This is a genomic window from Achromobacter denitrificans NBRC 15125 (assembly GCF_001571365.1).
Lineage (GTDB): Bacteria > Pseudomonadota > Gammaproteobacteria > Burkholderiales > Burkholderiaceae_B > Achromobacter > Achromobacter denitrificans.
In genome coordinates, this window is the sequence record NZ_BCTQ01000047.1 from 15,274 (window position 1) to 40,376 (window position 25,103).

At 71.0% G+C, this 25,103-nt stretch carries 20 protein-coding genes; 10 read left to right on the plus strand and 10 right to left on the minus strand.

Annotated features, from left to right (window positions below):
• Window position 1 precedes the first annotated feature (1 nt).
• Genes ADE01S_RS27075 through gspN form a run of 5 tightly spaced genes read left to right on the plus strand, consistent with a single transcriptional unit; the run spans window position 2 to window position 3,923 of the window.
• A complete protein-coding gene (locus ADE01S_RS27075; RefSeq protein WP_062684867.1) occupies window positions 2-607 on the plus strand; it encodes a PulJ/GspJ family protein in 606 nt (201 codons plus the stop codon).
• Entirely contained in the window at window positions 604-1,575 is a 972-nt protein-coding gene (gene gspK / locus ADE01S_RS27080; RefSeq protein ID WP_062684868.1) for a type II secretion system minor pseudopilin GspK, read from the plus strand. Before ADE01S_RS27075 ends, gspK begins: the two co-directional genes overlap by 4 nt.
• Entirely contained in the window at window positions 1,554-2,594 is a 1,041-nt protein-coding gene (gene gspL, locus ADE01S_RS27085) for a type II secretion system protein GspL (RefSeq protein WP_062684869.1), read from the plus strand. Before gspK ends, gspL begins: the two co-directional genes overlap by 22 nt.
• Complete coding sequence (locus ADE01S_RS27090) at window positions 2,591-3,172, plus strand: type II secretion system protein M (RefSeq protein WP_062684870.1); 582 nt, start codon at window positions 2,591-2,593, stop codon at window positions 3,170-3,172. The genes gspL and ADE01S_RS27090 overlap by 4 nt, the downstream gene beginning before the upstream one ends.
• A gap of 1 nt (window position 3,173) precedes the next feature.
• Window positions 3,174-3,923 (plus strand): type II secretion system protein N, encoded by a 750-nt coding sequence (gspN, locus tag ADE01S_RS27095; RefSeq protein WP_062684871.1) that lies wholly within the window; start codon window positions 3,174-3,176, stop codon window positions 3,921-3,923.
• 56 nt (window positions 3,924-3,979) lie between these two features.
• On the opposite strand, the gene gspE is transcribed toward gspN, so the two are convergent.
• The gene (gene gspE, locus ADE01S_RS27100) at window positions 3,980-5,407 is read right to left on the minus strand and encodes a type II secretion system ATPase GspE (RefSeq protein WP_062684872.1); all 1,428 of its coding nucleotides are present in this window, start codon (window positions 5,405-5,407) and stop codon (window positions 3,980-3,982) included.
• Window positions 5,408-5,463: 56 nt separating this feature from the next.
• Window positions 5,464-8,076 (minus strand): type II secretion system secretin GspD, encoded by a 2,613-nt coding sequence (gene gspD, locus ADE01S_RS27105; protein ID WP_062684873.1) that lies wholly within the window; start codon window positions 8,074-8,076, stop codon window positions 5,464-5,466.
• Between the two features lie 179 nt (window positions 8,077-8,255).
• Here gspD and gspF point away from each other — a divergent pair, with 179 nt between their 5' ends.
• Window positions 8,256-9,461: a type II secretion system inner membrane protein GspF gene (gene gspF, locus ADE01S_RS27110; RefSeq protein ID WP_062684886.1), complete on the plus strand. Its 1,206-nt coding sequence runs from the start codon at window positions 8,256-8,258 to the stop codon at window positions 9,459-9,461.
• Window positions 9,462-9,517: 56 nt separating this feature from the next.
• Here gspF and ADE01S_RS27115 read toward each other — a convergent pair whose 3' ends face one another.
• The 3 genes from ADE01S_RS27115 to ADE01S_RS27125 all read right to left on the minus strand — a co-directional run bounded on the left by ADE01S_RS27115 (window position 9,518) and on the right by ADE01S_RS27125 (window position 13,424).
• Complete coding sequence (locus ADE01S_RS27115; RefSeq protein ID WP_062684874.1) at window positions 9,518-9,856, minus strand: P-II family nitrogen regulator; 339 nt, start codon at window positions 9,854-9,856, stop codon at window positions 9,518-9,520.
• Window positions 9,857-9,984: 128 nt separating this feature from the next.
• Window positions 9,985-12,045, minus strand: a complete 2,061-nt coding sequence (locus tag ADE01S_RS27120) for an NAD(+) synthase (protein WP_062684875.1) — start codon at window positions 12,043-12,045, stop codon at window positions 9,985-9,987.
• A gap of 56 nt (window positions 12,046-12,101) precedes the next feature.
• Window positions 12,102-13,424 (minus strand): mechanosensitive ion channel family protein, encoded by a 1,323-nt coding sequence (locus tag ADE01S_RS27125; protein WP_087881498.1) that lies wholly within the window; start codon window positions 13,422-13,424, stop codon window positions 12,102-12,104.
• Between the two features lie 138 nt (window positions 13,425-13,562).
• On the opposite strand from ADE01S_RS27125, the gene argH reads away from it, so the two are divergent.
• The gene (gene argH / locus ADE01S_RS27130; RefSeq protein WP_062684876.1) at window positions 13,563-14,984 is read left to right on the plus strand and encodes an argininosuccinate lyase; all 1,422 of its coding nucleotides are present in this window, start codon (window positions 13,563-13,565) and stop codon (window positions 14,982-14,984) included.
• Between the two features lie 63 nt (window positions 14,985-15,047).
• On the opposite strand, the gene ADE01S_RS27135 is transcribed toward argH, so the two are convergent.
• Entirely contained in the window at window positions 15,048-15,956 is a 909-nt protein-coding gene (locus tag ADE01S_RS27135; RefSeq protein ID WP_062684877.1) for a LysR substrate-binding domain-containing protein, read from the minus strand.
• Between the two features lie 109 nt (window positions 15,957-16,065).
• On the opposite strand from ADE01S_RS27135, the gene ADE01S_RS27140 reads away from it, so the two are divergent.
• Complete coding sequence (locus tag ADE01S_RS27140; protein WP_062684878.1) at window positions 16,066-17,247, plus strand: MFS transporter; 1,182 nt, start codon at window positions 16,066-16,068, stop codon at window positions 17,245-17,247.
• Between the two features lie 61 nt (window positions 17,248-17,308).
• On the plus strand, window positions 17,309-19,315 hold the full coding sequence (locus tag ADE01S_RS27145) for a PEP/pyruvate-binding domain-containing protein (RefSeq protein ID WP_062684879.1): 2,007 nt from the start codon (window positions 17,309-17,311) through the stop codon (window positions 19,313-19,315).
• A 13-nt stretch (window positions 19,316-19,328) separates the two neighbouring features.
• Here ADE01S_RS27145 and ADE01S_RS27150 read toward each other — a convergent pair whose 3' ends face one another.
• On the minus strand, window positions 19,329-20,309 hold the full coding sequence (locus tag ADE01S_RS27150; protein WP_062684880.1) for a Bug family tripartite tricarboxylate transporter substrate binding protein: 981 nt from the start codon (window positions 20,307-20,309) through the stop codon (window positions 19,329-19,331).
• Window position 20,310: 1 nt separating this feature from the next.
• Window positions 20,311-21,591, minus strand: a complete 1,281-nt coding sequence (locus ADE01S_RS27155) for an amidase (protein WP_062684881.1) — start codon at window positions 21,589-21,591, stop codon at window positions 20,311-20,313.
• Between the two features lie 89 nt (window positions 21,592-21,680).
• Between ADE01S_RS27155 and ADE01S_RS27160 the strand changes: the two genes are divergently transcribed.
• Window positions 21,681-22,592, plus strand: a complete 912-nt coding sequence (locus tag ADE01S_RS27160; protein WP_062684882.1) for a LysR substrate-binding domain-containing protein — start codon at window positions 21,681-21,683, stop codon at window positions 22,590-22,592.
• A 70-nt stretch (window positions 22,593-22,662) separates the two neighbouring features.
• Here the strand turns inward: ADE01S_RS27160 and lpdA are convergent, their stop codons facing one another.
• The gene (lpdA, locus tag ADE01S_RS27165; protein WP_062684883.1) at window positions 22,663-24,063 is read right to left on the minus strand and encodes a dihydrolipoyl dehydrogenase; all 1,401 of its coding nucleotides are present in this window, start codon (window positions 24,061-24,063) and stop codon (window positions 22,663-22,665) included.
• Window positions 24,064-24,065: 2 nt separating this feature from the next.
• Window positions 24,066-25,103 (minus strand): dihydrolipoamide acetyltransferase family protein (locus ADE01S_RS27170; RefSeq protein ID WP_062684884.1); only part of this gene is annotated, 1,038 nt, incomplete at its 5' end.

The following is a 25,103-nucleotide window of genomic DNA, read 5'->3' on the forward strand; positions in this document are numbered from 1 at the left end:
CATGCGCCCGCCTTCACGTTCGCAGGCCGGCTTCACGCTGATGGAAGTGCTGGTGGCCCTCGCGCTCATGGCCCTGGTCAGCCTCATGGCCTGGCGCGGCCTGTCCAGCGTGTCCAGCGCCCGCGACCGGATCGAGGAACAGGCCGAGGACACCGACGCCATCGTGCGCGCGCTGGGCCAGATCGGCCGCGACGTGGAACTCGCCTACACCGGGCCGGCCTTCGAGCCGGCCGGCCAGGACGCGCTGTCCTATGGCAGCGGCCTGCGCCTGCTGCGGCGCACCGGCGGCGGCGAAGCACTGGAAGTGGTGCGCCCCGATCCGGACGGCAACGGCCTGTGGCAACGCGTGCACTGGCAGGTGCGCAAGGACGGCCTCTGGCGCGCCGCCGGCCCGTCCGCCGCGCAAGCCCCCTTGCCCGCCGCGGACGGCGGCCTGCTGCTCCTGCCCGGCGTGCGCGCCCTGCGAATGCGCGCCTGGGTGCCGGGCACCGGCTGGGTCGACGCCAACGCCAGCCTCGCGGCCCCGCCCGCCGGCCTGGAAATCACGCTGGAACGCGGCGAGCCCGCCGCGCCGCAGCGCTTCAGCCGCATCCTGGAGCTGCCATGAGCGCCCCGGACCGGCGCGAGCGCGGGGCGGCCGTCGTCAGCGCCCTCATCATCGTGGCCATCGTCGCGGCGCTGAGCGCCAGCCTGTTCCAGCGCCAGACCGCCAGCACCCGCCGCGTGGAGAACGAACTGGCGCGCGTGCAGGCGCGCGCCATGCTGGCCGGCGGCATCGATTGGGCCCGGCTGATCCTGCGCGACCACGGCCGGCGCGAGCCCGTCACCCGCGGCGACCAGATCTGGGCCACGCCCATCCTGGACACGCGCATCGAGCGGCCCGGCGACGAGCGCGTCGCCGTGTTCTCCGGCCGGATCCAGGACGAACAGGGCAAGTACAACCTCTATAACCTCGCCACCAACGGCGTGCCGCAACCGGAACAGGAGCAGGTCCTGCGCCGGCTGCTCTCCACGCTGCAACTGCCCGACACGCTGGCCGCCCAGTTCATCGGCGTGATCACGGCGGCTCAGCCGCCGGCCCCCGTCGCCAACTCGCCGGGCAGTCCATCCGCCAACCCGCCTGCCGGCACGCCGGGCCAGGCCGGCGCCGCCGCGGCCCGCGCGCCGCTGCCACGCGGCGTGGACGAGATCGCGGCCTTGCTGGCGCTGGACCCGCAGGCGCGCGCCGAGCTGCGCCGCACGATGACGGTGCTGCCGCTGGCCACCCCGGTCAACGTCAATACCGCCCCCGCCGAGGTCCTCGCGGCCCTGGTGCCGGGCATGTCGCTGAGCCAGGCCCGCAGCCTCGCCGGCGAACGCGACCGCGGCAACTGGTTCAACAACGCCGGCGACTTCGCCAACCGGCTCGCGGGCACCGGCATCAAGACGCCCGCGCCCGCCGTCACCACCAGCAGCGCCTGGTTCCTCGCCACCGGCACCGTCGCCTACGAACGCGCGCGGATCTCCATGCAGGCCCTGATGCGCAGCACGCCGCCGGCCGCGCCCGACACGATATGGACAAGAGAAAACCCTTGAAGAACATCCTGCGCCTCGCGCTGCCGGCCCTCGCCGACTTCGGCGAGGACTCTCCCCTGCCCTATGCCTGGTTCGACCGGCGCGGGCGCTGCGCGCGGCAGGGCGAACTCACGCTGCGCGCGCTGGGGCACGCCTATCCGCAGGCCGCCTGCGAAGCGGTGCTGCATCCCGCCGACGTGATCGCCACCACCGTGCATATCCCCGACGTCGCCCGCGCCCGCTTTGCGGCCGCCGTCCACAGCGCGCTGGAACCGCTGGTGCTGAGCGACCTGGACGCCCTGGCGGTCGGCCACGGCCCGCGCGGCGCCGACGGCGCCGTGCCGCTGGCCTGGGCGGCGCGCGAACCCGTGCGCCGCGCCTGGAGCCTGCTGAACGCGCAGGGCCTGCGCGCCCATGCGCTGATCGCGACGCAAACGCTGGCGCCCGACGCACCGGCGCCCGACGCATCGGCGCCCGACGCATCCACGCCCTTGCGCGACCCGGCCGATCCGCGCTGGCTCGCGCCCTCCCCGTCGTGGTCGCTGGCCATGCCCCGGCTGGCGCCGGCGCGCGCCTCCCGCTGGCGTCCCGTCTGGCGCTGGAGCGCGGCCGCCGCCGTGGTCTGGATCGCCGGATTGAATGGCTACGCCTCGCAGCTGCGCGCCGAAGCCGACGCGCTGCGCGACGGCATGCGCCGCCAGGTGCTGGCGGCCTTCCCCGACCTGCCGGTAGTGCTGGACCCGGCCCGCCAGGCGCAGCAGGGCCTGGACGCGCTGCAGGCCAACCGCGGCGCGGCCGGCGCGGGCGACTTCCTGCCGCTGGCCCGGGCCGCGGCCCAGGTCCTGCCGTTCGCGGCCGACAAGGTCGCCCGCCTGACCTACGCCGACCAGTCGCTCACGCTCCAGCTGGCCGACGCCGGCGAACAGTCGCAGCGTGTCGCCGAAACCCCCGCGCTGATCCAGCAGGCCGCCGCCCTGGGCCTGAAGCTGGAGCGGGCCGACTCCGATCACACCTGGCGCGTCACGCGCGCTCAACCATGACTACGTTTACGCAACGCCTGGACGCCGCCTGGCAATCCGTCCGCAAGCCCCTCGATCCCGCGCTGGCGCGCGCCCGCGAACGCTACCGGGCACTGGCGCCGCGCGAACGGCGGCTGCTGGCCGGCGCCGCGCTGGCGCTGGGGGCCGCGCTGGTCTTCGTCGGCCTGATCGAGCCGCCGCTGAAGGCGATGGCGAAGCTCCAGGCGGAATTGCCCGGGCTGCGGGCGCAGGCCGCCGCCGTGGCCGACCTGAGCGCGCAGGCGGCCGCCTTGCGGCGCCGATCCGCCGCCGTGAACGCCATGCCCTCGTCCGCCGAGCTGGCGGCCTCGCTGGAACGCGCGGGCCTGCCGGCCGCGCAATGGGCCCTGGGCGAACCCGAGACGGGCCCGGGGCTGTTGCTGACCCTGACGCAGGCGCCGTCCTCCTCGCTGCTGCGGTGGCTGGATGGCGCGGCGCGCGATTGGGGGCTGGCGATCCGGCAGATCGACCTGACCCGCGCGGCCAACGTCCATGGACGTCCGCTGCCCGGCCTGGTCAACGGCACGGTGACGCTGTCGCCGCCGGCGGCACGGAGCTGACATGGCCGGATTTCGCATGTCCCGCAAGGGCGCCGCGCTGCTGCTGGCCGGCGCGGCCTGCGCCGCCGCCGCGGGCGCCGCCGTGCTGCCCGCGCGGTGGCTGTTCGCGGTGCTGCCCGACGACGCCCCGGTCGCGCTGGCGGACGCCAGCGGCACGCTATGGCGCGGCAGCGCATGGATCGCGCTGGGCCCGCCGGGCGCGCGCCGCATGCTGCCCCAGCCGGTGCAATGGCAATGGCGCTGGAGCGCGCTGGCCCTGGACGTCACGCACCCGTGGCTGCAAGGCCCGCTGCGCGCCAGCCCGGCCTGGAATGGATTGGCGCTGTCCGCCCAGTCCCTGCGCGCGCCCGCGTCGGTGCTGGCCGCGCTCGGCGCGCCATGGAACACGATGGCGCCGCAAGGCATGCTGGAAATCGCCTGGCAGCCCTTGCGGCTGGGCGCCGCCCTGCCCTCGGGCCCGGTGGCGGAGCTGCGCTGGCGCAATGCCGGCACGGCGCTCGCGCCGGTCGCGTCCGTGGGCACCTACGTGCTGCGCGTGCAAGGCGGAAAAGCCGGCGCCACGCTGGCCTTGAGCACCGAGAACGGCTTGCTGGACGTGACCGGGCAAGGCAGCGCCACGGGCCGCGGCCTGCGCTTCCAGGGCCAGGCCAGCTATGCCCATTCCGCCGGCGAGGCGGACCGCGCCGCGCTGGATGGCTTGATGTCCATGCTGGGGCGCCGCTCTGGCGATACGGTGGAATTCGGCACCTAGGCGGCCGGCGCGGCGCCTGGGCGGCCGATGCGGCAGCCAGGGGCGCGGCGCGGCCGCTAGGCGTCGCGCGTGACGCGAACGATTTCCTCGGGCGAGGTCTGCCCGCCCTCCACCCAGCGCTGGCCGTCCTCGCGCATGGTCCGCATGCCCGAGGCCGCGGCCGCGCGCCGCAGCTCGCGTTCGTCGCGGCCTTCATGGATCAGCCGGCGCGCCTCGTCGTCCACCGTGAAGAGTTCGTGGATGCCCGAACGCCCGCTGTAGCCGGTGTGATTGCAGGCCGCGCATCCCACCGGGTGGTACACGCGCGTGCCGTCCTGCATGGCGGGCTGGCGGCACGCCGGACACAGCTTGCGCACCAGCCGCTGCGCCAGCACGCCCAGCAGCGATGACGCCAGCAGGAACGGCTCCACGCCCATGTCGGTCAGCCGGGTCACGGCGGAAACCGAATCGTTCGTGTGCAGCGTGGCCAGCACCAGGTGGCCCGTCAGGGACGCCTGCACCGCGATCTGCGCGGTTTCCAGGTCGCGGATCTCGCCGATCATGATCACGTCGGGATCCTGCCGCAGGATGGCCCGCAGCGCCAGCGCGAAGCTCATGTCGATCTTGGCGTTCACCTGGGTCTGGCTGATGCCGGGCAGGTCGTACTCGATCGGGTCTTCCACCGTGAGGATGTTGCTGGTGGCCGCGTCCAGCCGGCTCAGCGCCGCGTAGAGCGTGGTGGTCTTGCCGCTGCCGGTGGGCCCGGTGACCAGCACGATGCCGTGCGGCTGCCGGATCAGGCGGTCCAGCTGCCCCAGCACGCCGGGCGCCATGCCCAGCCGCTCCAGCTGGAGGCGCCCGGCCTCCTTGTCCAGCAGGCGCAGCACCGCGCGTTCGCCGTGTCCGGTGGGCAGCGTCGAAACGCGCACGTCTATCGGCCGGCCGCCCACCCGCAGCGCGATGCGGCCGTCCTGCGGCAGGCGCTTTTCGGCGATGTCCAGGTGCGCCATGATCTTGATGCGCGAGATCAGCGCCGCGTGCAGGGCCTTGCGCGGCGACACCACGTCGCGCAGCGTGCCGTCCACGCGGTAACGCACCACCGAATGGGTCTCGAAGGGCTCGATGTGGATGTCGCTGGCTCCGTCGCGCGCCGCCTGCGCGAAGAGCGCGTTGATCATGCGGATCACGGGCGCGTCGTCCTGCGCTTCGAGCAGGTCCGCCACCTCGGGCATGTCCTGCAGCAGGCGGTCCAGGTCGATCTCGTTCTCGGCCACGCCCATGACGGAAGCGGCGTCCTCGGAGTGGCTGTAGGCCGCCGTCAGCAGGGTTTCCAGCGCCTCGTCCTCCACCTCGGCCAAGGCGATGTCGCCGTGGCAGCGCCGGATTTCGCGCACCGCCCATTCGGGCGTGCGCGGGCTGACGGTCAGTTGCGCCCGCCCTCCCCGCAGCGACAGCACCGCGCGTTGCGCGCGGGCCCAGGCATAGGGCAAGGGATGCGCGCTCATTGGACGACCTTCATGCTGCGCATTCCGGTATTCGCGCTTGGGGCGGCCCGGCGCGCTCATAGCTGCGACACCACTTCGCTCTTGTAGCCCAGTTCGCGCAGCAGCGCGGTGGCGGTGGAAATGGTGCCCGGGTCCTTGGCCACCTGGCTGCGCACCACGTAGCCCATGCCGCCGGGGCCGAGCTGCACGTAGGCCTGCAGGCCGCTGGCGCGAACCCGCTGCGCGATCTTGTCGGCGTCGGCGCGCGCCTCGACCGAGGCGAACTGCAAGGTGGCGCTGCTGCGGTCCGCCTCGCCGTAGAGCGATTCGGGGTCCACCGCCACGCTCACGCCGCGGGGAAGGTTCACCCGGATGGGCAGCGCCGGGTCGGCGGGCTGCGCCGCCGCGGGGTATTGGCGCACCGCGAAGGATTCCACCGTGACGGGCGGCGGGCGGCGCATGGTGTCGGCCAGCTGTTCCGGCCGCATGTCGTAGGCGTTGTTCGACACCGAGGGCGCCGAGCCCAGCGGCGGCAGCATCGGCGCCTGCAGGTCCGGCAGCAGCCAGTGCTTGCCCGGCTGGGCGCCCGCCTGCGCGCGGCGCATGTAGTCGTAGCGGTCCATGGTGACGCTGGCGCTGCGGCGCGCGTCGCGCACCACGTAAGGCCGCAGGAACACCATCAGGTTGGTCTTGGTGCGCTTGCGCGTGTCGTAGCGGAACAGCGCGCCCAGCACCGGAATCGAGCCCAGGCCGGGCACCGCGTCCGAACTGAGCGACACGCTGTCTTCCAGCAGGCCGCCCAGCACGATGATCTGGCCGTCGTCGATCAGCACGCTGGTATCGATGGCGCGCTTGTTGGTCACGATGCCGGTCGTGGGCGAGGAGCGGGTTTCGTCGATGCTGCTGACTTCCTGGTAGATGTCCAGCTTGACCGCGCCGCCTTCCGAGATCTGCGGCCGGATGTTGAGCTTCAGGCCCACGTCCTCGCGCTCGATGGTCTGGAACGGATTGGAGCTGCCGTTGCTGCCCGAGGTGACGTACTGGCCCGTCACGAAAGGCACGGTCTTGCCGACCAGGATGCTGGCCGACTGGTTGTCCAGGGTCAGCAGGTTGGGCGTGGACAGGATGTTGGCCTCGCCCGTGTTCTGCATGGCGCGGGCCAGCACGCCGAGGTTGATGATCTCGTTGCCCAGCACGTCCACCGTGCCCTTGACCACGCCCAGGCTCAGGCCGTTGGCCAGGGCGTCGATGGAGGTCGGGCCGCCGCCCGTGATGCCGCTGCCGCCCAGGTTGGTGCCGCCGATGAAGCTGGTGCCGCCGCCGCTGATGCTGCCCGCCCCCGACATCCACTGGATGCCGAATTCGGCGGCCTTCTCCTCGCTCACTTCCACGATCAGGCTTTCCACCAGCACCTGCGCGCGGCGCTGGTCGAGCTGGTCGATGACTTCGCGCAGGCTGCGGTACAGCGGTTCGGGCGCGGAGATGATCAGAGAGTTCGTCGCCGGGTCCGCCTGGATGGTGGCGCCGCCGGCCGAGTACGACACCGCCTGCGTGCCCGGATCGTCGCGCGCAATGCGCTCCTGCTCGCCCGACAGCCCGCCCTTGCCCGAGCCCGATCCGCCGGACATGCCCATGCCCGCCTGGGCCGTATTGTTGGCCGCGGTATTCTGGGCGCGCGCGCCCGCCGGGGCGCCTCCGGCGCCGCTCGCACCGCCGCTCGCGCCCGGCGCGGAATTGGCCTGGCCGGCCAGCAGGCCGCCCAGCACTTCGGCGATTCGGGTGGCCTGGGCGTTGCGCATGTACACCACGTGCAGGTTGCCCGCGCGGGTCTGCTGCGCGTCGAGCTTCATGATCAGGTCCCGCGCCAGCCGGGTGCGGGCCGGGCTGCCGGCGCGCACCAGCACGCTGTTGCTGCGCGGGTCGGCCACCACCGCGATGCGCTGCGTCGGATCGCTGCTTTGCGTGTCCAGCAGCTGCGACGCCAGGACCGCGATGTCGGAGGCGATGCCCGAACGCACCGGCACCACGTCGGTATCGATGGAACTGGGCACGTCGATGCGCGCGATCACGCTGGCGATCCGCTCCAGGTTGTCGGCGTAATCGGTCACCACCAGCGTGTTGTTGCCGGGGTAGGCGTTGATGGGGTTGTTCGGCGGCACCATGGGGCGCAGCACCGGCACCAGGTTGGCCGCGTTCTCGTACTTCAGGGGGAACACGCGGGTCAGCATTTCTCCGCTGCTGCCGCCCCGGCCCTTCGCGAACGCCGCGACCGGCACCGGCGCGGGCGGTCGTCCGGCGCCCGTGGCGCCGGCGGGGGCCGGCCGGGGATCGCCCACCACCGCACTGCCCTGGAGCTTGGCGTCCGCCTCGGGCACCACGCGGGTCACGCCGTCGACGTCGACGATGGCGAAGCCCTGCAGGCGCAGCGCGCCCGTGAGCATGGCCAGCGCCTGCCCGCTGTCCACGGGCCGGTCCGACACCAGCGTGAGCTTGCCCTTGACTCGCGGGTCCACCAGGAAGTTGCGCTGCGTGAATAGCGACAGCGCCCGCAGCACGGCGGGAATATCGGTGTCGACGAAATTCAGGCTGACGCGATTGTCGGCCTGTTGAGCGTGAGCCGTGCTGGCCGCGGGTCCGAGTTGGCTTGCCGCGAGCAAGACCGCAAGGCTGAGTTGCGCGAAGTGACGCATGACGGGATAGGTGCCTGAGACGTGAAATCGTGTGAAAAAACGTGAAAGCGCGTCGGAGTATACGGGGTGACACTGCAACACTACGGTCACATTCCAAAGGCAAGGTGACGGCCTCGAAACCCTTTAAATACGGGCCTCTCGCGCGATCGGACGCGCGCGTGCCCAACGCATTCCGCACCATGCCATCCTTCCGTTACGAAGCGACCGACGCGCTCGGAAAAATCGTGCGCGGCACGATCGACGCCGACACCGAGCGCGGCGCCCGCAACCAGTTGCGCGGCCGCGGCCTGCTGCCGCTGTCCACCGCGCCCGCGGCTCGCGCCGAGGGGCTGGGCGCCTCGCTGCGCGCGCGGCTGTCGGACGCCGACCTGGCCTGGATCACGCGCCAGCTCGCCAGCCTGCTGGCGGCGAGCCTGCCGCTGGACGCGGCATTGAGCGCCACGCTGGAACAGGCCGAGAAGAAACACATCGCGCTCTGCCTGGGCGGCGTGCGCGACGACGTGCGCGCCGGCCACCGGCTGTCCACGGCGCTGGCCGCGCGGCCGCGCGATTTTCCGGAGATCTACCGGGCGCTGATCGCCGCCGGCGAGGAGTCGGGCGACCTGGCGCAAGTGATGGAAAAGCTGGCCGACTACATCGAAGAACGCAACGCCCTGCGCAGCAAGGTCATGACGGCCTTCATCTATCCGGCGGTCGTGGCCTGCGTGTCGGTGGTCATCGTGATCTTCCTGCTGGGCTACGTGGTGCCCCAGGTCGTGTCCGCGTTCAGCCAGGCCAAGCAGGAACTGCCGCTGCTGACCCGGGTGATGCTGGCGCTGTCGGACTACGTGCGCGAATGGGGCGTCGCCACCGGCGCCGCGCTGGCCGCCGCCATCGCCTTGTGGCGCTATGCGCTTCGGGCGCCCGCGGCCCGGCGCGCGTGGCACGCGCGCGTGCTGCGCCTGCCCCTGGCGGGGCGTTTCGTGCTGGGCGTGAACGCGGCGCGCTTCGCCTCCACGCTCGCCATCCTGTCGGGCAGCGGCGTTGCGCTGCTGACGGCGCTGGAAGCCGCGCGCCGCACGCTGGGCAACGACGTGCTGCGGCTGGCGGTGGACGACGCGGCGGCGCGCGTGCGCGAAGGCGCGCCGCTATCCGCGTCGCTGGGCGCGCAGAAGGTCTTTCCTTCCCTGCTCGTGCACCTGATCGCCAGCGGCGAAAAAACGGGCCGCCTGCCCGAGCTGCTGGACCGCGGCGCGCAGAACCTCTCGCGCGACCTGGAACGGCGCGCGATGGCGATGACGGCCCTGCTGGAGCCGGCGCTGATCCTGCTGATGGGGGGATTCGTGCTGCTGATCGTGCTGGCCGTGATGATGCCGATCCTGGAGATGAATCAGCTCATCCGGTAGGGGCGCCGGGCGTCCGGCGACGGCCTTCGTGGCGAAGGCCGCCCTGGCCCCGCGGCTTACAGCGCCTCTTCGTCGCTTTCGCCGGTACGGATGCGGATGGCCTGTTCCACCGGCGTGACGAAGATCTTGCCGTCGCCGATCTTGCCGGTGCGGGCGGCCTTGACGATGGCTTCGATGGCGGCTTCGACCTGGTTGTCCGGCAGCACGACTTCGACGCGGATCTTGGGCAGGAAGTCGACCACGTATTCGGCGCCGCGGTAGAGCTCGGTATGGCCTTTCTGGCGGCCGAAACCCTTCACTTCGGTCACGGTCAGGCCGCTGACGCCGACTTCGGCCAGCGCTTCGCGGACTTCGTCGAGCTTGAAGGGTTTGATGATGGCGGTGACTTGTTTCACGTTGGTCGTCCTGGATGTTCGATCTGTTGCGGCGCCCTGCCGCGGCCTGGCGGCAAGGCGCGATGGATAAGAGAATACCACCGGCCACGCCGGGCCATGGCGGGTTCGCGCGGCGCGGGAAAACCCGGTTACGGCGCCTCGTCCGGAATGCGGTCGGCGTCGCGCATCCACACCACCGATTCCGAATCGCTGGGCGCGCGCCAGTCGCCGCGCGGCGACAGCGAGCCGCCCGAACCCACCTTCGGGGCGTTCGGAACGCAGGTGCGCTTGAACTGGCTGAGGCGGAAGAAGCGGTCCAGGAAGATCTTCAGGTTGCGCTTGATCGCGGCCAGGTCGTACTGGTTGCGGGCCACGTGCCCGCCTTCCGGCCAGGCGCCCGCCTCGCGGTCGCGCCACGCCGCCAGCGCCAGGAAGGCGACCTTGGTGGGCGCGAAACCGTAGCGCAGGGTGTAGTAGAGGTTGAAGTCCTGAAGTTCGTAGGGGCCGATGGCGTCTTCGCTTTTCTGGACCGGCTTGTCGTCGGCGCCACCCGGCACCAGTTCCGGGCTGACGTCGGTGCCCAGCACGTCCAGCAGCACCGCCGCCCCCTCGTCGCCCAGGCGGCCGGACTCGGCCACCCAGCGCACCAGGTGCGTGATCAGCGTCTTGGGCACGCTGGCGTTGACGCTGTAGTGGGACATGTGATCGCCCACGCCGTACGTGCACCAGCCCAGCGCCAGCTCGCTCAGGTCGCCCGTGCCGATGACGATGGCGTTGCGGAAGTTCGCCAGGCGGAACAGGTGGTTGGTGCGCTCGCCGGCCTGGACGTTCTCGAAGGTAATGTCGTAGACCGGCTGGCCCTCGGCGTAGGGATGGCCGAGGTCCTTCAGCATCTGCAGGCAGCTGGGCCGGATGTCGATCTCGGACGCGGTGCAGCCCACCACCGCCATCAGGCGGCGCGCCTGCTGCAAGGTGCGGGTGCTGGTGGCGAAGCCCGGCATGGTGACGGCCAGGATGTTGGCGCGCGGCAGGCCCAGGGCGTCCATGGCCTCGGCGCAGACCAGCAGCGCGTGGGTGGAATCCAGCCCGCCGGAAATGCCGATGACGACCTTGGACATGCCGCTGGCCGACAGGCGCTGGGCCAGGGCCTGCACCTGGATGTTGTAGACCTCTTTGCAGCGGGCGTCGCGGCGCCGCGGGTCGGCCGGCACGTAGGGGAAGCGCGCCACCCGGCGTTCGAGCGGCAGCTCGGCGTCTTCCAGGGGCGGCCGCACGGGCACGGACACGCTGCGGAACTTGCGGACCTCGTCCTGGTGGCGCCGCACGGACTGGCCGAAGGTCGTCTGGCGCATGCGCTCGCGCGACAGGCGTTCGAGGTCCACGTCCGAGAAAATCAGGTGGGAATGGCCCAGGAAGCGTTCGGATTCGCCCAGCAATTCGCCGTTTTCGTAGATCAGCGCCTGGCCGTCCCAGGCCATGTCGGTGGAGGATTCGCCGCGCCCGGCCGAGGTGTACATATAGGCGGACAGGCAGCGCGCCGATTGCTGCGCCACCAGCTGGTGGCGGTATTCCGACTTGCCGACCACGATATTGGAGGCCGACAGGTTCACCAGCACGGTGGCGCCCGCCAGCGCCGCGAACGAGGACGGCGGGATGGGCACCCAGACGTCCTCGCAGATCTCGACGTGGAACTGGAACAGCGGCAGTTGCTCCATCTGGAACACCAGCTCGGATCCGAACGGCACGGTCTGACCCAGCAGGGTGATCTCGGCCGCGGCCGCGCAATCGGCGGCGCTGAACTGGCGCGCCTCGTAGAACTCGCCGTAGTTGGGCAGGTAGCTCTTGGGCACCACGCCCAGCACCCGGCCGCCGGCGGCCACGATGGCGCAATTGAACAGCTGGTGGGCCACGCGCAGCGGCGCGCCGACGATGATGGCGATGTCCAGCTCGGCCGTCGCCGCCACCACCTCGGCCAGCGCGGCCTCGCAGGCGTCCAGCAGGGCCTTCTGGTGGAAGAGATCGTCGCAGGTGTAGGCGGACAGGCCCAGTTCGGGAAACGCCGCCAGCACCGCGCCGCCCTGGGCGGCCTGCTGGGCCAGCGAAATGGTCTGCGCGGCGTTGAATGCCGGATCGGCGACCCGGCATTCGGGCACGCCGACCGCGACCCGGGCAAAGCCGTGGGAATACAGGTTGAAGAACGGGTTCGACATCGGCTGAGGCCTGTTGACGGCAATAGGCCAGATTATCTCACGCGCCCGGCGCCGCCCTAGCGCGGCATCTTGGCGTCGGTCAGCCCGCGATCGGACGCGGAAGCCAGCGCCGATTGCAGCGCGCCCTCGCGCAGATAGCTGCCCATCGCGCCGATGTCGGCGCCCGAGGGCTGCTGGTACAGGCGCAGGCCCAGCTCCGGGAGGATGGCCAGCAGATGGTCGAAGATGTCGCCCTGGATGCGCTCGTACTCGACCCAGGCCGTCACGGCGGTGAAGCAATAGACCTCGACCGGGATGCCTTCGGAGGTGGGCTCCATCATGCGCACCATCATCGCCATGTCCTGGCGGACTTCCGGATTCTGCTTCAGGTAGGCGAGCGCGTAGGCCCGCAGGGTGCCGATGTTGGTCAGCCGCCGGCGGTTGGCCGGCACGCTGGCCAGCTCGCCCATCGTCTGGTTGGTCTGCGCGATATCGTGGGTCTTCGCCTGGAGGTAATCGTGCAGCAGGCGAAAGCGCATCAGCCGCTGCGATTCCTCTTCGGTCAGGAACCGCACGCTGGCCGCGTCCACGCGCATGGTGCGCTTGATGCGCCGCCCGCCCGACTCGAACATGTGCCGGTAGTTGCGGTAGCTTTCCGAGAACAGCTTGTAGGTGGGCACCGTGGTGACGGTATTGTCCCAATTCTGCACCTTCACCGTATGCAGCGCGATGTCCTTCACGAAGCCGTCGGCGTTGGATTGCGGCATCTCGATCCAGTCGCCGATGCGCAGCATGTCGTTGCTGGTGAGCTGGGTGCTGGCCACCAGGGACAGCAAGGTGTCCTTGAACACCAGCAGCAGCACGGCCGACAGCGCGCCCAGGCCGGAGATCATCCAGAGCGGCGAGCGGTCGATCAGGATGGAAAGCACCAAAACGGTGCAAACCGCCATCAGGATCAGCTTGCTGATCTGGATATAGCCCTTGATCGAGCGGGTCTGCGCCCGCGTCGTGGCCGAATAGGTGTCCTGCCAGGCGCTCAGCACGCCCGAGAACGCCACGAACACGCAGATCCAGGCGCCGGCGTGCGCCAGCCGCCCCACCACCGTCACCGCCCACTCGACGTGCGGCACCAGGCCGATGCCCAGCGACACCACCGCGAACGGCACCGCGTACCAGAGGTTCTGGTAGGCGCGGCGGCGCTGCAGCGCCTTGTCCCAGTCGCCCCGCCCGCTCAGCACCAGCGCTCGATGCGCCAGCAGCAGCACGACCCGCGCGACGACCCACTGGATGAAAAGCGCGATCAGGATCAGCACGCCGATCCCGATCAGCGTCTGCGCCCAGGCCTCGCGCGGCAGATGGGTATCCAATTGGGTGACCAGCTCTTCCCATTCCAGGGGCATAGGCTCTCTTCTCGCACTAAGTTCGTGAATCTGACCCGGGATTATCGGCCAAGTCGCGGCAATGCGCGGTTCCCGGTCCGTAAAACCCCGTCGGCCGCCGCCCCGCGCCCCGCGCGAGGCCCTATAATTCCGCCCATCATGGCAAAGACTCCCTCCCCCGATCAAAACCAGTTCGCCAACAAGGCGCAGGCCTGGTCCGCCCGGTTCTCGGAACCGGTTTCCGAACTCGTCAAACGCTACACGGCGTCCGTGGATTTCGACAAGCGCCTGGCGCGCTACGACATCCAGGGTTCGCTCGCGCACGCGGACATGCTGGCCGCCCAGGGCATCATCGGCGCCCAGGACCTGGCCGACATCCAGCGCGGCATGACGCAGATCCTGTCCGAAATCGACGCCGGCAGCTTCCAGTGGCTGCTCGACCTCGAAGACGTGCACCTGAACATCGAAAAGCGCCTGGTCGAGCTGGTGGGCGACGCGGGCAAGCGCCTGCACACCGGCCGGTCGCGCAACGACCAGGTCGCCACCGACATCCGCCTGTGGCTGCGCACCGAGATCGACACCCTGGTCGACCTGCTGCGCCAGCTGCGCCACGCGCTGGCCACCGTCGCGCTGGAGAACGCCGGCACCATCATGCCGGGCTTCACGCACCTGCAGGTCGCCCAGCCCGTCACGTTCGGCCACCACCTGCTGGCCTACGCCGAAATGTTCGGCCGCGACGCCGAGCGCCTGGCCGATTGCCGCCGCCGCGTGAACCGCCTGCCGCTGGGCGCCGCCGCCCTGGCCGGCACGTCCTTCCCGATCGACCGCGAACGCGTCGCCAAGACGCTGGGCTTCGACGGCGTGTGCCGCAACTCGCTGGACGCCGTGTCCGACCGCGACTTCGCCATCGAATTCTGCGCCGCCGGCGCGCTCATCATGACGCACGTGTCGCGCCTGTCCGAAGAACTGGTGCTCTGGATGAGCCCGCGCGTGGGCTTCATCGACCTGGCCGACCGCTTCTGCACCGGCAGCTCGATCATGCCGCAGAAGAAGAACCCCGACGTGCCCGAACTGGCCCGCGGCAAGACCGGCCGCGTCAACGGCCACCTGGTCGCCCTGCTGACCCTGATGAAGGGCCAGCCCCTGGCCTACAACAAGGACAATCAGGAAGACAAGGAAGGCCTGTTCGACACGGCGGACACGCTGCGCGACACGCTCACCATCTTCGCGGACATGGCCGGCGGCATCAAGGTCAAGGCCGACAACATGCGCGCCGCCGCCCTGCAGGGCTTCGCCACCGCCACCGACCTGGCCGACTACCTGGTCAAGCGCGGCGTGCCGTTCCGCGACGCCCACGAAGTGGTGGCCCACGCCGTGCGCGACTGCGAACAGCGCGGCTGCGACCTGGCCGACCTCTCGCTGGCCGAGCTGAAGGCCTACCACGCCAGCATCGGCGACGACGTGCACGACGTGCTGACCCTGGAAGGCTCCGTCGCCGCCCGCAATCACGTGGGCGGCACCGCCCCCGAGCGCGTGGCCGAGGAAGCCCGTCGGGTCCTGGCGGAAACGGCCGCCGGCTGATTCCGCAAGCCCGCTGGCTTGCCGCGCGCAAGGCCCCCGTCATGGGGGCCTTGTCGCTTCCGCTCAATCTATCCGCAGCGATTCGCCCAGCACCCGCAGCACCGCATCCACCTTGGGCGACGACTCTCGCTTCAAGGGCCAGGCCAGAAACAGCGGCAGCCCCTCGGCGGCCAGCTGCGGCAGCACCTCGACCACGCGCCCATCGCGCAGGGCATCGGCCGCCAGCCAGGTCGCCAGCTGCGCGATGCCGCAACCCGCCGCCACCGCTTCCACCTGGGCTTCGGCGCTGTCCAGCACCACGGCGCCTTCCACCGGGAGCAGGCGAGCCGGCCCGCCTTCCTGCGCGATCCGCCACGCCGGCGCCTCGCCATCGGCGCGTCCGTAGGCCACGGCGTCGTGGCGCGACAGCGCGTCCACCGTCAGCGGCGCGCCGCGGCGGGCCAGGTAGTCCGGCGACGCGCAGAACACCACGCGCTCGGATCCCAGGTAGCGGCGGCCCAGGCCGGGCGCCCAGCGGTCCGGGCCGCCGATGCGCACGGCCACGTCGATCCCCTCCTCCATCAAGTCCACGAAACGGTCCGTGAACGACAGCTGTGGCCGCAGCCGGGGATGCCGCCGGAAGAAATCCAGCAGCAGCGGCAGCGCCTTCAGGCGGCCGAAGGTGGCGGGCAGGTCGATCCGCAGGCGGCCCGCGGGCTCGCGCCGCTCGGCCGCCAGCATTGCCTCGGCATCCTGGAGTTCCTCCAGCACCCGCGCGCAGGTTCCGTAGAACGCGCGGCCGGCGTCGGTAAGTGCCAGGTGGCGGGTGCTGCGCTCGAACAGCCGGGCGTTCAGGCGCGCTTCCAGCCGCGCCACGCTCTTGCCCACGGCGGAGGCGCTGAGGTTGAGCCGCTCGGCCGCGGCCGTGAAGCTGCCGGCATCGGCGGTGCAGACAAAGGCCTCGATGCCCTTGAGGCGTTCGGAAGGAATCATGGGCGGCGCTATTAAGGAATTTATTTCTTTAATCCCAGGAATAAATACCTGAGATAAGAAATTCTATCCCTAATATCGTTCAGGACTGTCTTCCTGTCCGAGCCTCTCCATGATTGCGCCTCCCCAGTCCGCCGCCCCCGCGGCCGCCCTCTCCACCGGCATCCTCGCCCTCGCGGCCTTCGCCATCGTCTCCACCGAATTCCTGATCGTGGGCCTGCTGCCCGAGCTGGCCCGCGACCTGTCGATCCCGGTTTCGGCCGCCGGCCAACTGGTGACGCTGTTCGCCTTCACCGTCATGCTGTCCGGCCCGCTGCTGACCGCGGCGCTCTCGCACGTCGAACGCAAACGACTGTTCGTGGCCATATTGCTGGTCTTCGCCGCCGCCAATGCGCTGGCCGCGGCGGCGCCGAACATCTGGGTGCTGGCGCTGGCGCGCCTCGTTCCCGCCCTGGCGCTGCCCGTGTTCTGGGGCACGGCCAGCGAAGCCGCGGCGCAACTGGCCGGCCCGCGCCACGCGGGCCGGGCCGTGGCCCGCGTCTACCTGGGGATCTCGGGCGCCATGCTCTTCGGCATCCCGCTGGGCACGCTGGCGGCCGCTTCCCTGGGCTGGCGCGGCAGCTTCTGGGGCCTGGCCGCGCTCTGCCTGGCGCTGGCCGGGCTGATGCTCGCCTTCATGCCGGCCCTGCCCCGGCCGCCGCGCACCAGCATGCGCGCGCAGGCGCGCATCCTGCGCGATCCGCGCCTGCAGGCCCATATCGCCTTGTCCGTCATGGTGTTCACGGCCATGTTCGCGTCCTACACCTACCTGGCGGACGTGCTCGAACGCATCGCCGGCGTGCCGCCCGCCCAGGTGGGGTGGTGGCTGATGGGCTTCGGCGCCGTGGGCCTGGCCGGCAACTGGCTGGGCGGACGCGCCGTGGATCGCGGCCCGCTGGCGGCCACCCTGGTATTCACCGTGCAGTTGGGCCTGGGCGCGCTGGCCGCCATCGCGCTGGCCTCGTCCCCGGCGGCGATGCTGCCGGCCCTGGCCATCTGGAGCATCGCCAACACCGCCTTGTACCCGGTCTGCCAGGTGCGCGTGATGCGGGCCGCGCCGCAAGCCCAGGCCATGGCGGGAACGCTGAACGTCTCGGCGGCCAACGCCGGCATCGGCGCGGGCGCGTTGCTGGGCGGGCTTGCCATCTCGCAATGGGGCCTGGGCAGCGTGGGCTACGCGGCGGCGGCCGTCGCCCTGCCGGCGGCGCTCGCCGTTCCCTTGATCGCGCGGCTGCGGCCGCGGCCGGCGGCCTGACCGCCCTGCGCGGGCGCCGCCTCCGATATCATCGCGGCTTCGCCATTTCCCGCCGCCATCCATGGGTTCGCCACGCGCATCGTTCCGGCCTGCTTCGTCTTCCCTGCCCGCCCTCCTGGCCGCCCTCAGCCTGCTGTGCGCCGCGCCCGGTCCCGGCGCCCATGCCCAGACGGCCCGCAAACCCTCGCCCTACGAGAACCAGCAGCAGCTGCGGATCGGCGACGACGCGCCCGCGTCCGCGCCGGACGCGCCCCGGGCCGCCCCGCCCTCGGCCGGCAAGATCGAAAACCGCGCCGAGTTCGACCGCCTGGCGCGCGTCTACAACCCCGGCACGCCGCTGGAAATGCCGCACGTGCTGTTCGTGATCGACCGCGAGCGCGCCAACCGCCTCTACTTCCTCGACACCCCGCGTTACGCCTTGCACGAGAATTTCGTGCGCCAGCGCGGCCTGATGCCGGGGATGGACAAGGCCACGCTGATCGCGCAGTACAAGACGCCCAAGCGGCGATTCCTGTTCGGCACCCTGAGCTGGCAGCGGGACCTGCCGGGATACACCTACGAGTTCTGGGAGGGCGACCGGCTCACGCCGGATCTGCTGCGCCTGGCCGACGCAACGCTGCGTCCGGCCTTCTACGACGCGCTGCGCTTCAAGACCAACTCCACGCTGCACGAAGAAACGGCCCGGCAAACCGGCCTGGCCTACGTGACGCAGGAAGCGTTGCTGCGCGAGCAGACCTTCCTGCCCCTGAACACCGGCCGCGCGCAGGGACGGCTGCGCATCGTCGCCTCGGTCGACGACACGCCCGACCTGTCGCCCACCGACATCGTGGTGCTGGACGAGGTGCCGGCGGCGCTGCCGCCCGTGGCCGGACTGGTCACGCAACGGCCGTCCACCCTGCTCTCGCACGTCAACCTGCTGGCCAAGGGCTGGCGCATTCCCAACGCCTACGTGCGCGACGCGGTGGCCGCCTTGCGCCGGCACGACGGCCAGTGGGTGGAGCTGACGGTGGCGAGCGACGGCTACCGCGTCACGCCCGCCGATCCGTCCGCCGCCCCCGAACGGCCGCCGGCGGCGCGCACCCTGCCCAAGCCGGACCTGAGCATGCGCGCGCTCAAGCCCCTGGACGCGCTGGCGGCGCGGGACAGTCGCCATTGCGGCGTCAAGGCCGCCAACCTCGGCGCCCTGAAAAAAGCCCTGCCGCCCCTGGCCGGCGTGCCCGACGGCTTCTGCATCCCCTTCGCCCAATACGCCGGCTTCATCGCGGGGCTGGACATTCCCGGACGCGTCGCGGCGCTGGAACGGCGCGCCGACTTCATCGCGGACGCCAACGTGCGGCGCGCGGAACTGGCCGCGCTGCGCCGGCAGATCGAACAGGCCCCGCCCGACGCGGAACTTGCCCGCGCCTGGCGCGAACTGTGGCAGGCGCGCCTGCAAGGCCGCGGCGTCTTCGTGCGCAGCTCGTCCAATTCCGAAGACCTGCCCGGCTTCAGCGGCGCCGGCCTCTACACCACCGTGCCGAACGTCACGCAGCCCGACGCGCTGGCGCGGGCGGTACAGGCCGTGTGGGCCTCGGTCTACAACTTCGAAGCCTATGAAGCGCGCCGCGCCGCGGGCATCGGCCACGACGCCGTGGCGATGGCCGTGCTGGTGCAGCAAGCGGTGCCCTCGGACAGCTCCGGCGTCATGATCACCCGCGATCCGTTCGATGCCGGCCGGCGCTTCGTCACCTACATTTCCGCCAAGCGCGGGCTCGGGATCAAAGTGGTGGAAGGCAAGCGCCAGGCCGAACAGGTGATGTATTCCAGCTGGTCCAAGGCGGTCCAGGTGCTGAGCCGCTCGGCCGAAGACACCCAGCTGGTCGCCGATGCCGCCGGCGGCGTGCGCGAGGTGCCCATCGGCGACGGGCGCCAGGTGCTGGACGACGCGCTGGTGGCCCGGCTGGCGGCCGTGGGCCGCAAGGTCAAGCAGGCGCTGGGCGGCAGCGCGGACCAGGACATCGAATGGGCCGCCGTGGGCGACGAGATCCTGGTCCTGCAGGCGCGGCCGTACGTGGACGGCAGCCGCTAGCGCCCGCCGCGCCTCAGTCCGGCGTGGCGCCCGACGCCTGCACGACCTGCTTCCACTGCGCGAACTCGGCCTGCTGGCGCGCCGCGAGCTCGGCCGGACCGTCATGCATCATGGTCACGCCCAGCTGGGCGAACTTCTGTTGCAGCGCCGGATCGGCCATCACCTTGCGAATCGCCTTGCTCAGGGCCTCGACGGAAGCCGGCGGCGCGTTCTTCGCGCCGTAGAAGGCAACCCACAAGTCGCCGCGGAAGCCCGGAATGGCTTCGTTGATCGCGGGCACGTCCGGCAGCAGCGCGTTGCGCTTTTCGCTGCTCACGCCCAGCGCGCGCAGCTTGCCGGCCTTGATGCCCTCCACCGCCGAAGGCAGGCTGGCGAACAGCATGGGCACCTGGTTGCCCATCACGTCGGCCATGGCCGGCGACACCCCGCGGTAGGGAATGTGCTGCATGCGCAGGCCGCCCAGCTCGTCCAGCATCACGCCCAGCAGATGGTTCAGCGTCCCCGCGCCCGCCGACGCGTACTGGTACTTGTCGGGGTTGGCCTTGACCAGCGCCATGAACTCGTTCAGGTCGCGCGCCGGGAACTCGGGATTCACGCACAGCACGTTGGGCACTTCGCCCACCGCCGCGATCGGCGCGAAGTCTTCGAGCGGATCGAACTTCGCATCCTTGTACACCCAGGGAACGATCAGCTGGTTGCTGTTCGCCGTGAACAGCACGGTATAGCCGTCCTGGGGCTCGCGCAGGAAAGCCTGCGTGCCCACGACGCCGCCCGCGCCCGGCTTGTTGATCACCACCACGGGCTGGCCGAGTTCCGGCGCCAGCTTCTCGGCCATGATGCGCGCCACGATGTCCACCGTGCCGCCGGCCGCGGTGGGCACGAACACGTTGACCGGCCGGTCGGGAAAGCCGGCCGCCTGCGCCCCGCCCGCGCCCGCGAACGCCGCGGCCGCGCACAGCGCCAGCGCGCCTCGCTTCAGTCTGTTGAAATCCATGTCATTCCCCTTGCTGTATCAGCAGATGATGTAGTTTCCGGCCCAGGGCGAGCAACGCGCGGTCGCTCTCCCAATCGCCGACCAATTGCATGCCCAGAGGCAGTCCCGCGGGATTGAAAGCGGTCGGCAGGTGCAGGCATGGCCACCCCAGCACCGACCAGATCTTGTTGAACGAGGCGTCGCCGGTATGCGCCAGGCCGCGCGGCGCGGGCCCCGGCGTGCTGGGCGTGAGCACCGCGTCGGCGCCGTCGTACAGCCTGCGCCAGCCGTGCCGAAGCTCCGCCTGCAGCGCCCGCATCTCGCGGTACTGCCCGGCGCCGATGGCCAGGCCCTCGACGACGGCCTGGCGCAGCGCGGCGCTCACGGCATCCGCCCGGCGCTCCACCACGGGCGCCAGGCTGCGCGCGAATTCGTAGTGCATGATCACGTCGTGCGCCCGCAGCAGCCGCGCCGTTTCGCGCTCTGCCTCCACGCTCACGCAGCGCACCCCGTGCGCGCCCAGCACGGCCTGGATCCGGGCAATCTCCGCCCGGCCTTCCGCGCTCAGCTCGGCGCGGGGATTGCCGAGTTGAACGGCGATCGTGGGCGTCCGGTCGGCGCGGTCATCCGCGTCCGGCTCGTCCAGCAGCGCCTGCGCGACCGCCTGCGCGTCTTCCACGCCGTTCGCGTACCAGCCTATGGTGTCCAGCGATTCGCAGGTCAGCTTCATGCCGTCGCGGAACACGCGGCCGAAGCTCGGCTTGAAGCCGACCACGCCGCAGAACGCGGCCGGACGGATCATCGACCCGCCGGTCTGCGTGCCCAGCGCCACCGGCACCATGCCGGCCGCCACCGCCGCGGCGGACCCGCTGGACGAGCCGCCCGGCGTGTGCGACGGCGCATGCGGGTTGCGCGTGGGGCCGGGGGTTCTGAAGGCGAATTCGGCGGTCACCGTCTTGCCGATGGGAATGGCGCCGGCGGCGCGCAGCATCCCCACGGCGCAGGCATCGAAGGCCTGGGTCCCGGCGGCCAGCGCCGGCGCGCCATGGCCGGTGGGCATGCCGGCCACGTCGATCACATCCTTGATGCCGACGGGCACGCCGGCAAGCACGCCGCCGGCAATCGCGGCCGGATCGAGGGCATCGAGCGCCTCGGCCGGCATGACGTGGCTCCATGCCCGCAGGTCCGCCTCGCCCCGTTCGATGGCGGCCAGGCTCTGGCGCGCCGCCGCCAGCGGCCCGGCCTCGCCGCGCCGGACGCGCCGGGCAATGGCGACGGCTGAAGGAAGAAAAGCGTGGGACATGAGGAATCCGTAAGTGCCTGCTGATTGAATCGATGCGGCATCTTAGGAACTGGACTAATCTAAGTCCAATTTATAATTTCGGCGTAATTATGTCGACTTCCGAATTAATCTTTCTCGACGGCCGCCTGCTCATCATGTTCTGCACCGTGGCCGAGGAACTGCATTTCGGCCGGGCGGCCGCCCGGCTGTTCATGACGCAGCCGCCGCTCACCCAACAGATCAAGCGGCTGGAATCCATCGTGGGCGTGCCCTTGTTCGTGCGCACCACGCGTTCGGTGAAGCTGACGCCCGCCGGCGAGGTCATGTACGAGCGGGCGCGCAAGATCACCGCCGACACCCAGCTCATGCTGCGGCAGGCGCGACGCGCGGCGCGCGGCGAAACGGGCGCGCTGGTGATCGGCATCACGCCCAGCGCCGCCGGATCGCCCCTGGTATCGGCGCTCAGCCATTACCGCGACGCGCATCCGGAAGTCCGCATCGATCTGCGCGAAATGAATACGGTGGAAATGGAAGCCGCGCTGCGCACGCGGGTGGTGGACGTGGCGCTGATGCGTCCGCACGCGCTGGACGCCGACATCCGGATGGAGGTCGTCCATGAAGAGCCGCTGCGCGCGGCGCTGCGGCACGACCATGCGCTGGCCAATCAGCGCGACGTCTCGCTGGAGGAACTGTCGGCCTATCCGCTGGTGGGGTATCGGCACGATATCTCGCCCTACTTCCGCCACCTGATCCAGGGACTGTTCGCGCGCGCGCAGCTCAAGCCGCAGATCGCGCAGGAAAGCGTCATCCCCACGCTGCTCACGCTGATCGAGGCCGGCGCGGGGCCGGCCATCGTGCCGCAGTCCCTGAGCCGGATGCGCGCCGATTCGCTGCGCTTCCTGCCGCTGCGCGGCCTGCAAGGGGAAAAGGCGCAAATCGTGCTGGCCGCGCTGCGCGACCAGGCCAATCCGGCCGTGGATGGATTCAGGGCGGCGCTGGCGCAGCCGGGCAACCGGCGCTAGGGCTCCGGGCGCCCCGTTAGACGGGCCGCCCGGAGGGCGCATCGCTGCCGGGCGATGCCGCTCGCAGGCGCTAGATATGCAGCGCGTGCCCCAAGGCTTTCAACGCGGCCTCCTGGACGGCCTCGCCCAGCGTAGGATGCGCGTGGATGGTGCCCGCCACGTCTTCCAGCGTGGCGCCCATTTCCAGCGACTGCGAAAACGCGGCCGCCAGTTCGGACACGCCGCGCCCCACCGCCTGCCAGCCCACCACCAGGTGGTTGTCGCGCCGCGCCACCACCCGGACGAAGCCGTCGGTGGACTCCAGCGTCATGGCCCGGCCGTTGGCGGCGAAGGGGAACGAGGCGGACAGGCAATCCAGCCCGGCGCGCTCGGCCTCGGCCGGCGACAGCCCCGACACCACCACCTCGGGATCGGTGAAGCACACCGCCGGGATCGAGGCCGGCGTGAAATGGCGGCGCTTGCCGGCCACCAGCTCCGCCACCATCTCGCCCTGCGCCATGGCCCGGTGCGCCAGCATCGGTTCGCCGGCGATATCGCCGATGGCCCAGACGTCGCGCATGGAAGTGCGACACTGGTCGTCGATGCGCAGCGCATTGCCCTTGCGGTCCAGCTGCAGGGTTTCCAGCCCCCAGCCTTGCGTGCGCGGCCGGCGTCCCACCGCGATCAGCACGCGGTCGGCCGGCAACAGCGTTTCCGCGCCGGCGGCGTCCTGCACCCGCACCGCGTTGCCCTTGCCGTTCAGCCCCAGCACCTTGCGGCCCAGGTGCAGCTCGACGCCCATCTTGGACAAGGCGGCCGCCACGGGCTTGGTGAGTTCGGCGTCGTAGGTCGGCAGGATGCGGTCCTGGGCTTCGACCACGGCCACTTCCGCGCCCAGCTTGCGGTACACGGTGCCCAGTTCCAGGCCGATGTAGCCGCCGCCGACCACCACGAGTTTCTTCGGGATATCGGCGGGCGACAGGGCCTCGGTGGAAGACACCACCATGCCGCCGAAGGGCATGGACGGCAGCGGCGTCGGTTCGGAGCCGGCCGCCAGCAGCAGGTGTTCGCACTGGATGCGCACGCGGCCCGCCGCGGTCTCGACTTCCGCCGTCTTGCCGTCCAGCAGGCTGGCCCAGCCCTGCACCACTTCCACGCCGTTCTTCTTCAGCAGCGCCGCCACGCCGCCGGTCAGCTTGCCGACGATGCCGTCCTTCCAGGCCACGGTGCGGGCGATGTCGATCGACGGCGAGGACACGGAAATGCCCAGCGCCGAGCCGTCGGCGTAATGCCTTGCCTTCTCGAATTCCTCTGCCGCGTGGATCAGGGCCTTGGAGGGGATGCAGCCGATGTTCAGGCAGGTGCCCCCCAGGCGCTCGCCTTCCACGAGGAGGGTGGGCACGCCCAGTTGGCCCGCGCGGATCGCGGCCACGTAGCCGCCAGGTCCGCCCCCGATCACCAGCAAGGTTGTCGTCTTGGTTGTCTGGCTCATGCTTACTCCACGAAAAGCAGCGCGGGCTGTTCGAGCAGCGCGCGCACCGCCTGGATGAAACGCGCCGCGTCCATGCCGTCGACCACACGGTGGTCGAAGGAGGACGACAGGTTCATCAGCTTGCGCGCCACCACCGCGCCGTTGCGGATGGCGGGCCGTTCGACGATGCGGTTCACGCCCACGATGCCGACCTCGGGATGATTGATCACCGGCGTGGTGACGATGCCGCCCAGCGGCCCCAGGCTGGTGATGGTAATGGTCGAGCCCGACAGTTCGTCGCGCCCGGCGCTGCCGGAACGCACCGCCTGCGCCAGCCGGCCGATCTCCGCCGCCATCGACCACAGGTCGCGGGCTTCGGCGTGGCGCAACACCGGCACCATCAGGCCGCCGTCGCTCTGCGTGGCGATGCCGATATGCACGGCGCCGTAGCGCGTCACCACGCCCGCCTCGTCGTCGTAGCGCGCATTGATCTGCGGGAAGTCGCGCAACGCCACCACCATGGCGCGCGCCAGCAGCGGCAGCAAGGTCAGCTTGCCGCGGGACTCGCCCCACTTCAGGTTGAGCTGGGTGCGCAATTCCTCCAGTTCGGTCACGTCGATTTCCTCGACGTAGCTGAAATGCGGAATGCGGCGCTTGGACTCCGCCATCTTCTGCGCGATCTTCCTGCGCAGGCCGATCACGGGCACGTTCTCTTCGTCGTTGCGCTCGGCGTACGCCGCGCCGCCGCGGGCCTGGGCCGACGCGCCCTGGCCTTGCAGATAGGCGTCCAGGTCTTCATGCAGGATGCGGCCGGCCGGGCCGCTGCCGTGCACGTAGCGCAGTTCGATGCCCAGGTCCCAGGCGCGCTTGCGCACGGCGGGCGAAGCCAGGGGCTTCTCGCCGGGCTGACGGGCGACGGCGCCAGCGGACTCCCGCGCGGGCGGGCGGCTGGCGGGCTTGGGGGTGTCCGGCGCCTTGGGCGCGGCGGCTTGCGGCGCTTTCGCCGGCGGAGCGTCGGGCGCCGGCGTTGCGGCGGCCTGCGCGGGCTGGCCCGCGGCCGC

What these genes read in the sequence shown, in the direction of transcription:
- ADE01S_RS27150 (WP_062684880.1), bottom strand. Translation starts at nt 20,309, where the DNA reads ATGGATTTCAACAGACTGAAGCGAGGCGCGCTGGCGCTGTGCGCGGCC.
- ADE01S_RS27075 (WP_062684867.1), top strand. Translation starts at nt 2, where the DNA reads ATGCGCCCGCCTTCACGTTCGCAGGCCGGCTTCACGCTGATGGAAGTG.
- gspL (WP_062684869.1), top strand. Translation starts at nt 1,554, where the DNA reads ATGGACAAGAGAAAACCCTTGAAGAACATCCTGCGCCTCGCGCTGCCG.
- gspN (WP_062684871.1), top strand. Translation starts at nt 3,174, where the DNA reads ATGGCCGGATTTCGCATGTCCCGCAAGGGCGCCGCGCTGCTGCTGGCC.
- ADE01S_RS27090 (WP_062684870.1), top strand. Translation starts at nt 2,591, where the DNA reads ATGACTACGTTTACGCAACGCCTGGACGCCGCCTGGCAATCCGTCCGC.
- argH (WP_062684876.1), top strand. Translation starts at nt 13,563, where the DNA reads ATGGCAAAGACTCCCTCCCCCGATCAAAACCAGTTCGCCAACAAGGCG.
- gspF (WP_062684886.1), top strand. Translation starts at nt 8,256, where the DNA reads ATGCCATCCTTCCGTTACGAAGCGACCGACGCGCTCGGAAAAATCGTG.
- lpdA (WP_062684883.1), bottom strand. Translation starts at nt 24,063, where the DNA reads ATGAGCCAGACAACCAAGACGACAACCTTGCTGGTGATCGGGGGCGGA.
- ADE01S_RS27120 (WP_062684875.1), bottom strand. Translation starts at nt 12,045, where the DNA reads ATGTCGAACCCGTTCTTCAACCTGTATTCCCACGGCTTTGCCCGGGTC.
- gspE (WP_062684872.1), bottom strand. Translation starts at nt 5,407, where the DNA reads ATGAGCGCGCATCCCTTGCCCTATGCCTGGGCCCGCGCGCAACGCGCG.
- ADE01S_RS27155 (WP_062684881.1), bottom strand. Translation starts at nt 21,591, where the DNA reads ATGTCCCACGCTTTTCTTCCTTCAGCCGTCGCCATTGCCCGGCGCGTC.
- ADE01S_RS27160 (WP_062684882.1), top strand. Translation starts at nt 21,681, where the DNA reads ATGTCGACTTCCGAATTAATCTTTCTCGACGGCCGCCTGCTCATCATG.
- ADE01S_RS27135 (WP_062684877.1), bottom strand. Translation starts at nt 15,956, where the DNA reads ATGATTCCTTCCGAACGCCTCAAGGGCATCGAGGCCTTTGTCTGCACC.
- gspD (WP_062684873.1), bottom strand. Translation starts at nt 8,076, where the DNA reads ATGCGTCACTTCGCGCAACTCAGCCTTGCGGTCTTGCTCGCGGCAAGC.
- ADE01S_RS27145 (WP_062684879.1), top strand. Translation starts at nt 17,309, where the DNA reads ATGGGTTCGCCACGCGCATCGTTCCGGCCTGCTTCGTCTTCCCTGCCC.
- ADE01S_RS27140 (WP_062684878.1), top strand. Translation starts at nt 16,066, where the DNA reads ATGATTGCGCCTCCCCAGTCCGCCGCCCCCGCGGCCGCCCTCTCCACC.
- gspK (WP_062684868.1), top strand. Translation starts at nt 604, where the DNA reads ATGAGCGCCCCGGACCGGCGCGAGCGCGGGGCGGCCGTCGTCAGCGCC.
- ADE01S_RS27125 (WP_087881498.1), bottom strand. Translation starts at nt 13,424, where the DNA reads ATGCCCCTGGAATGGGAAGAGCTGGTCACCCAATTGGATACCCATCTG.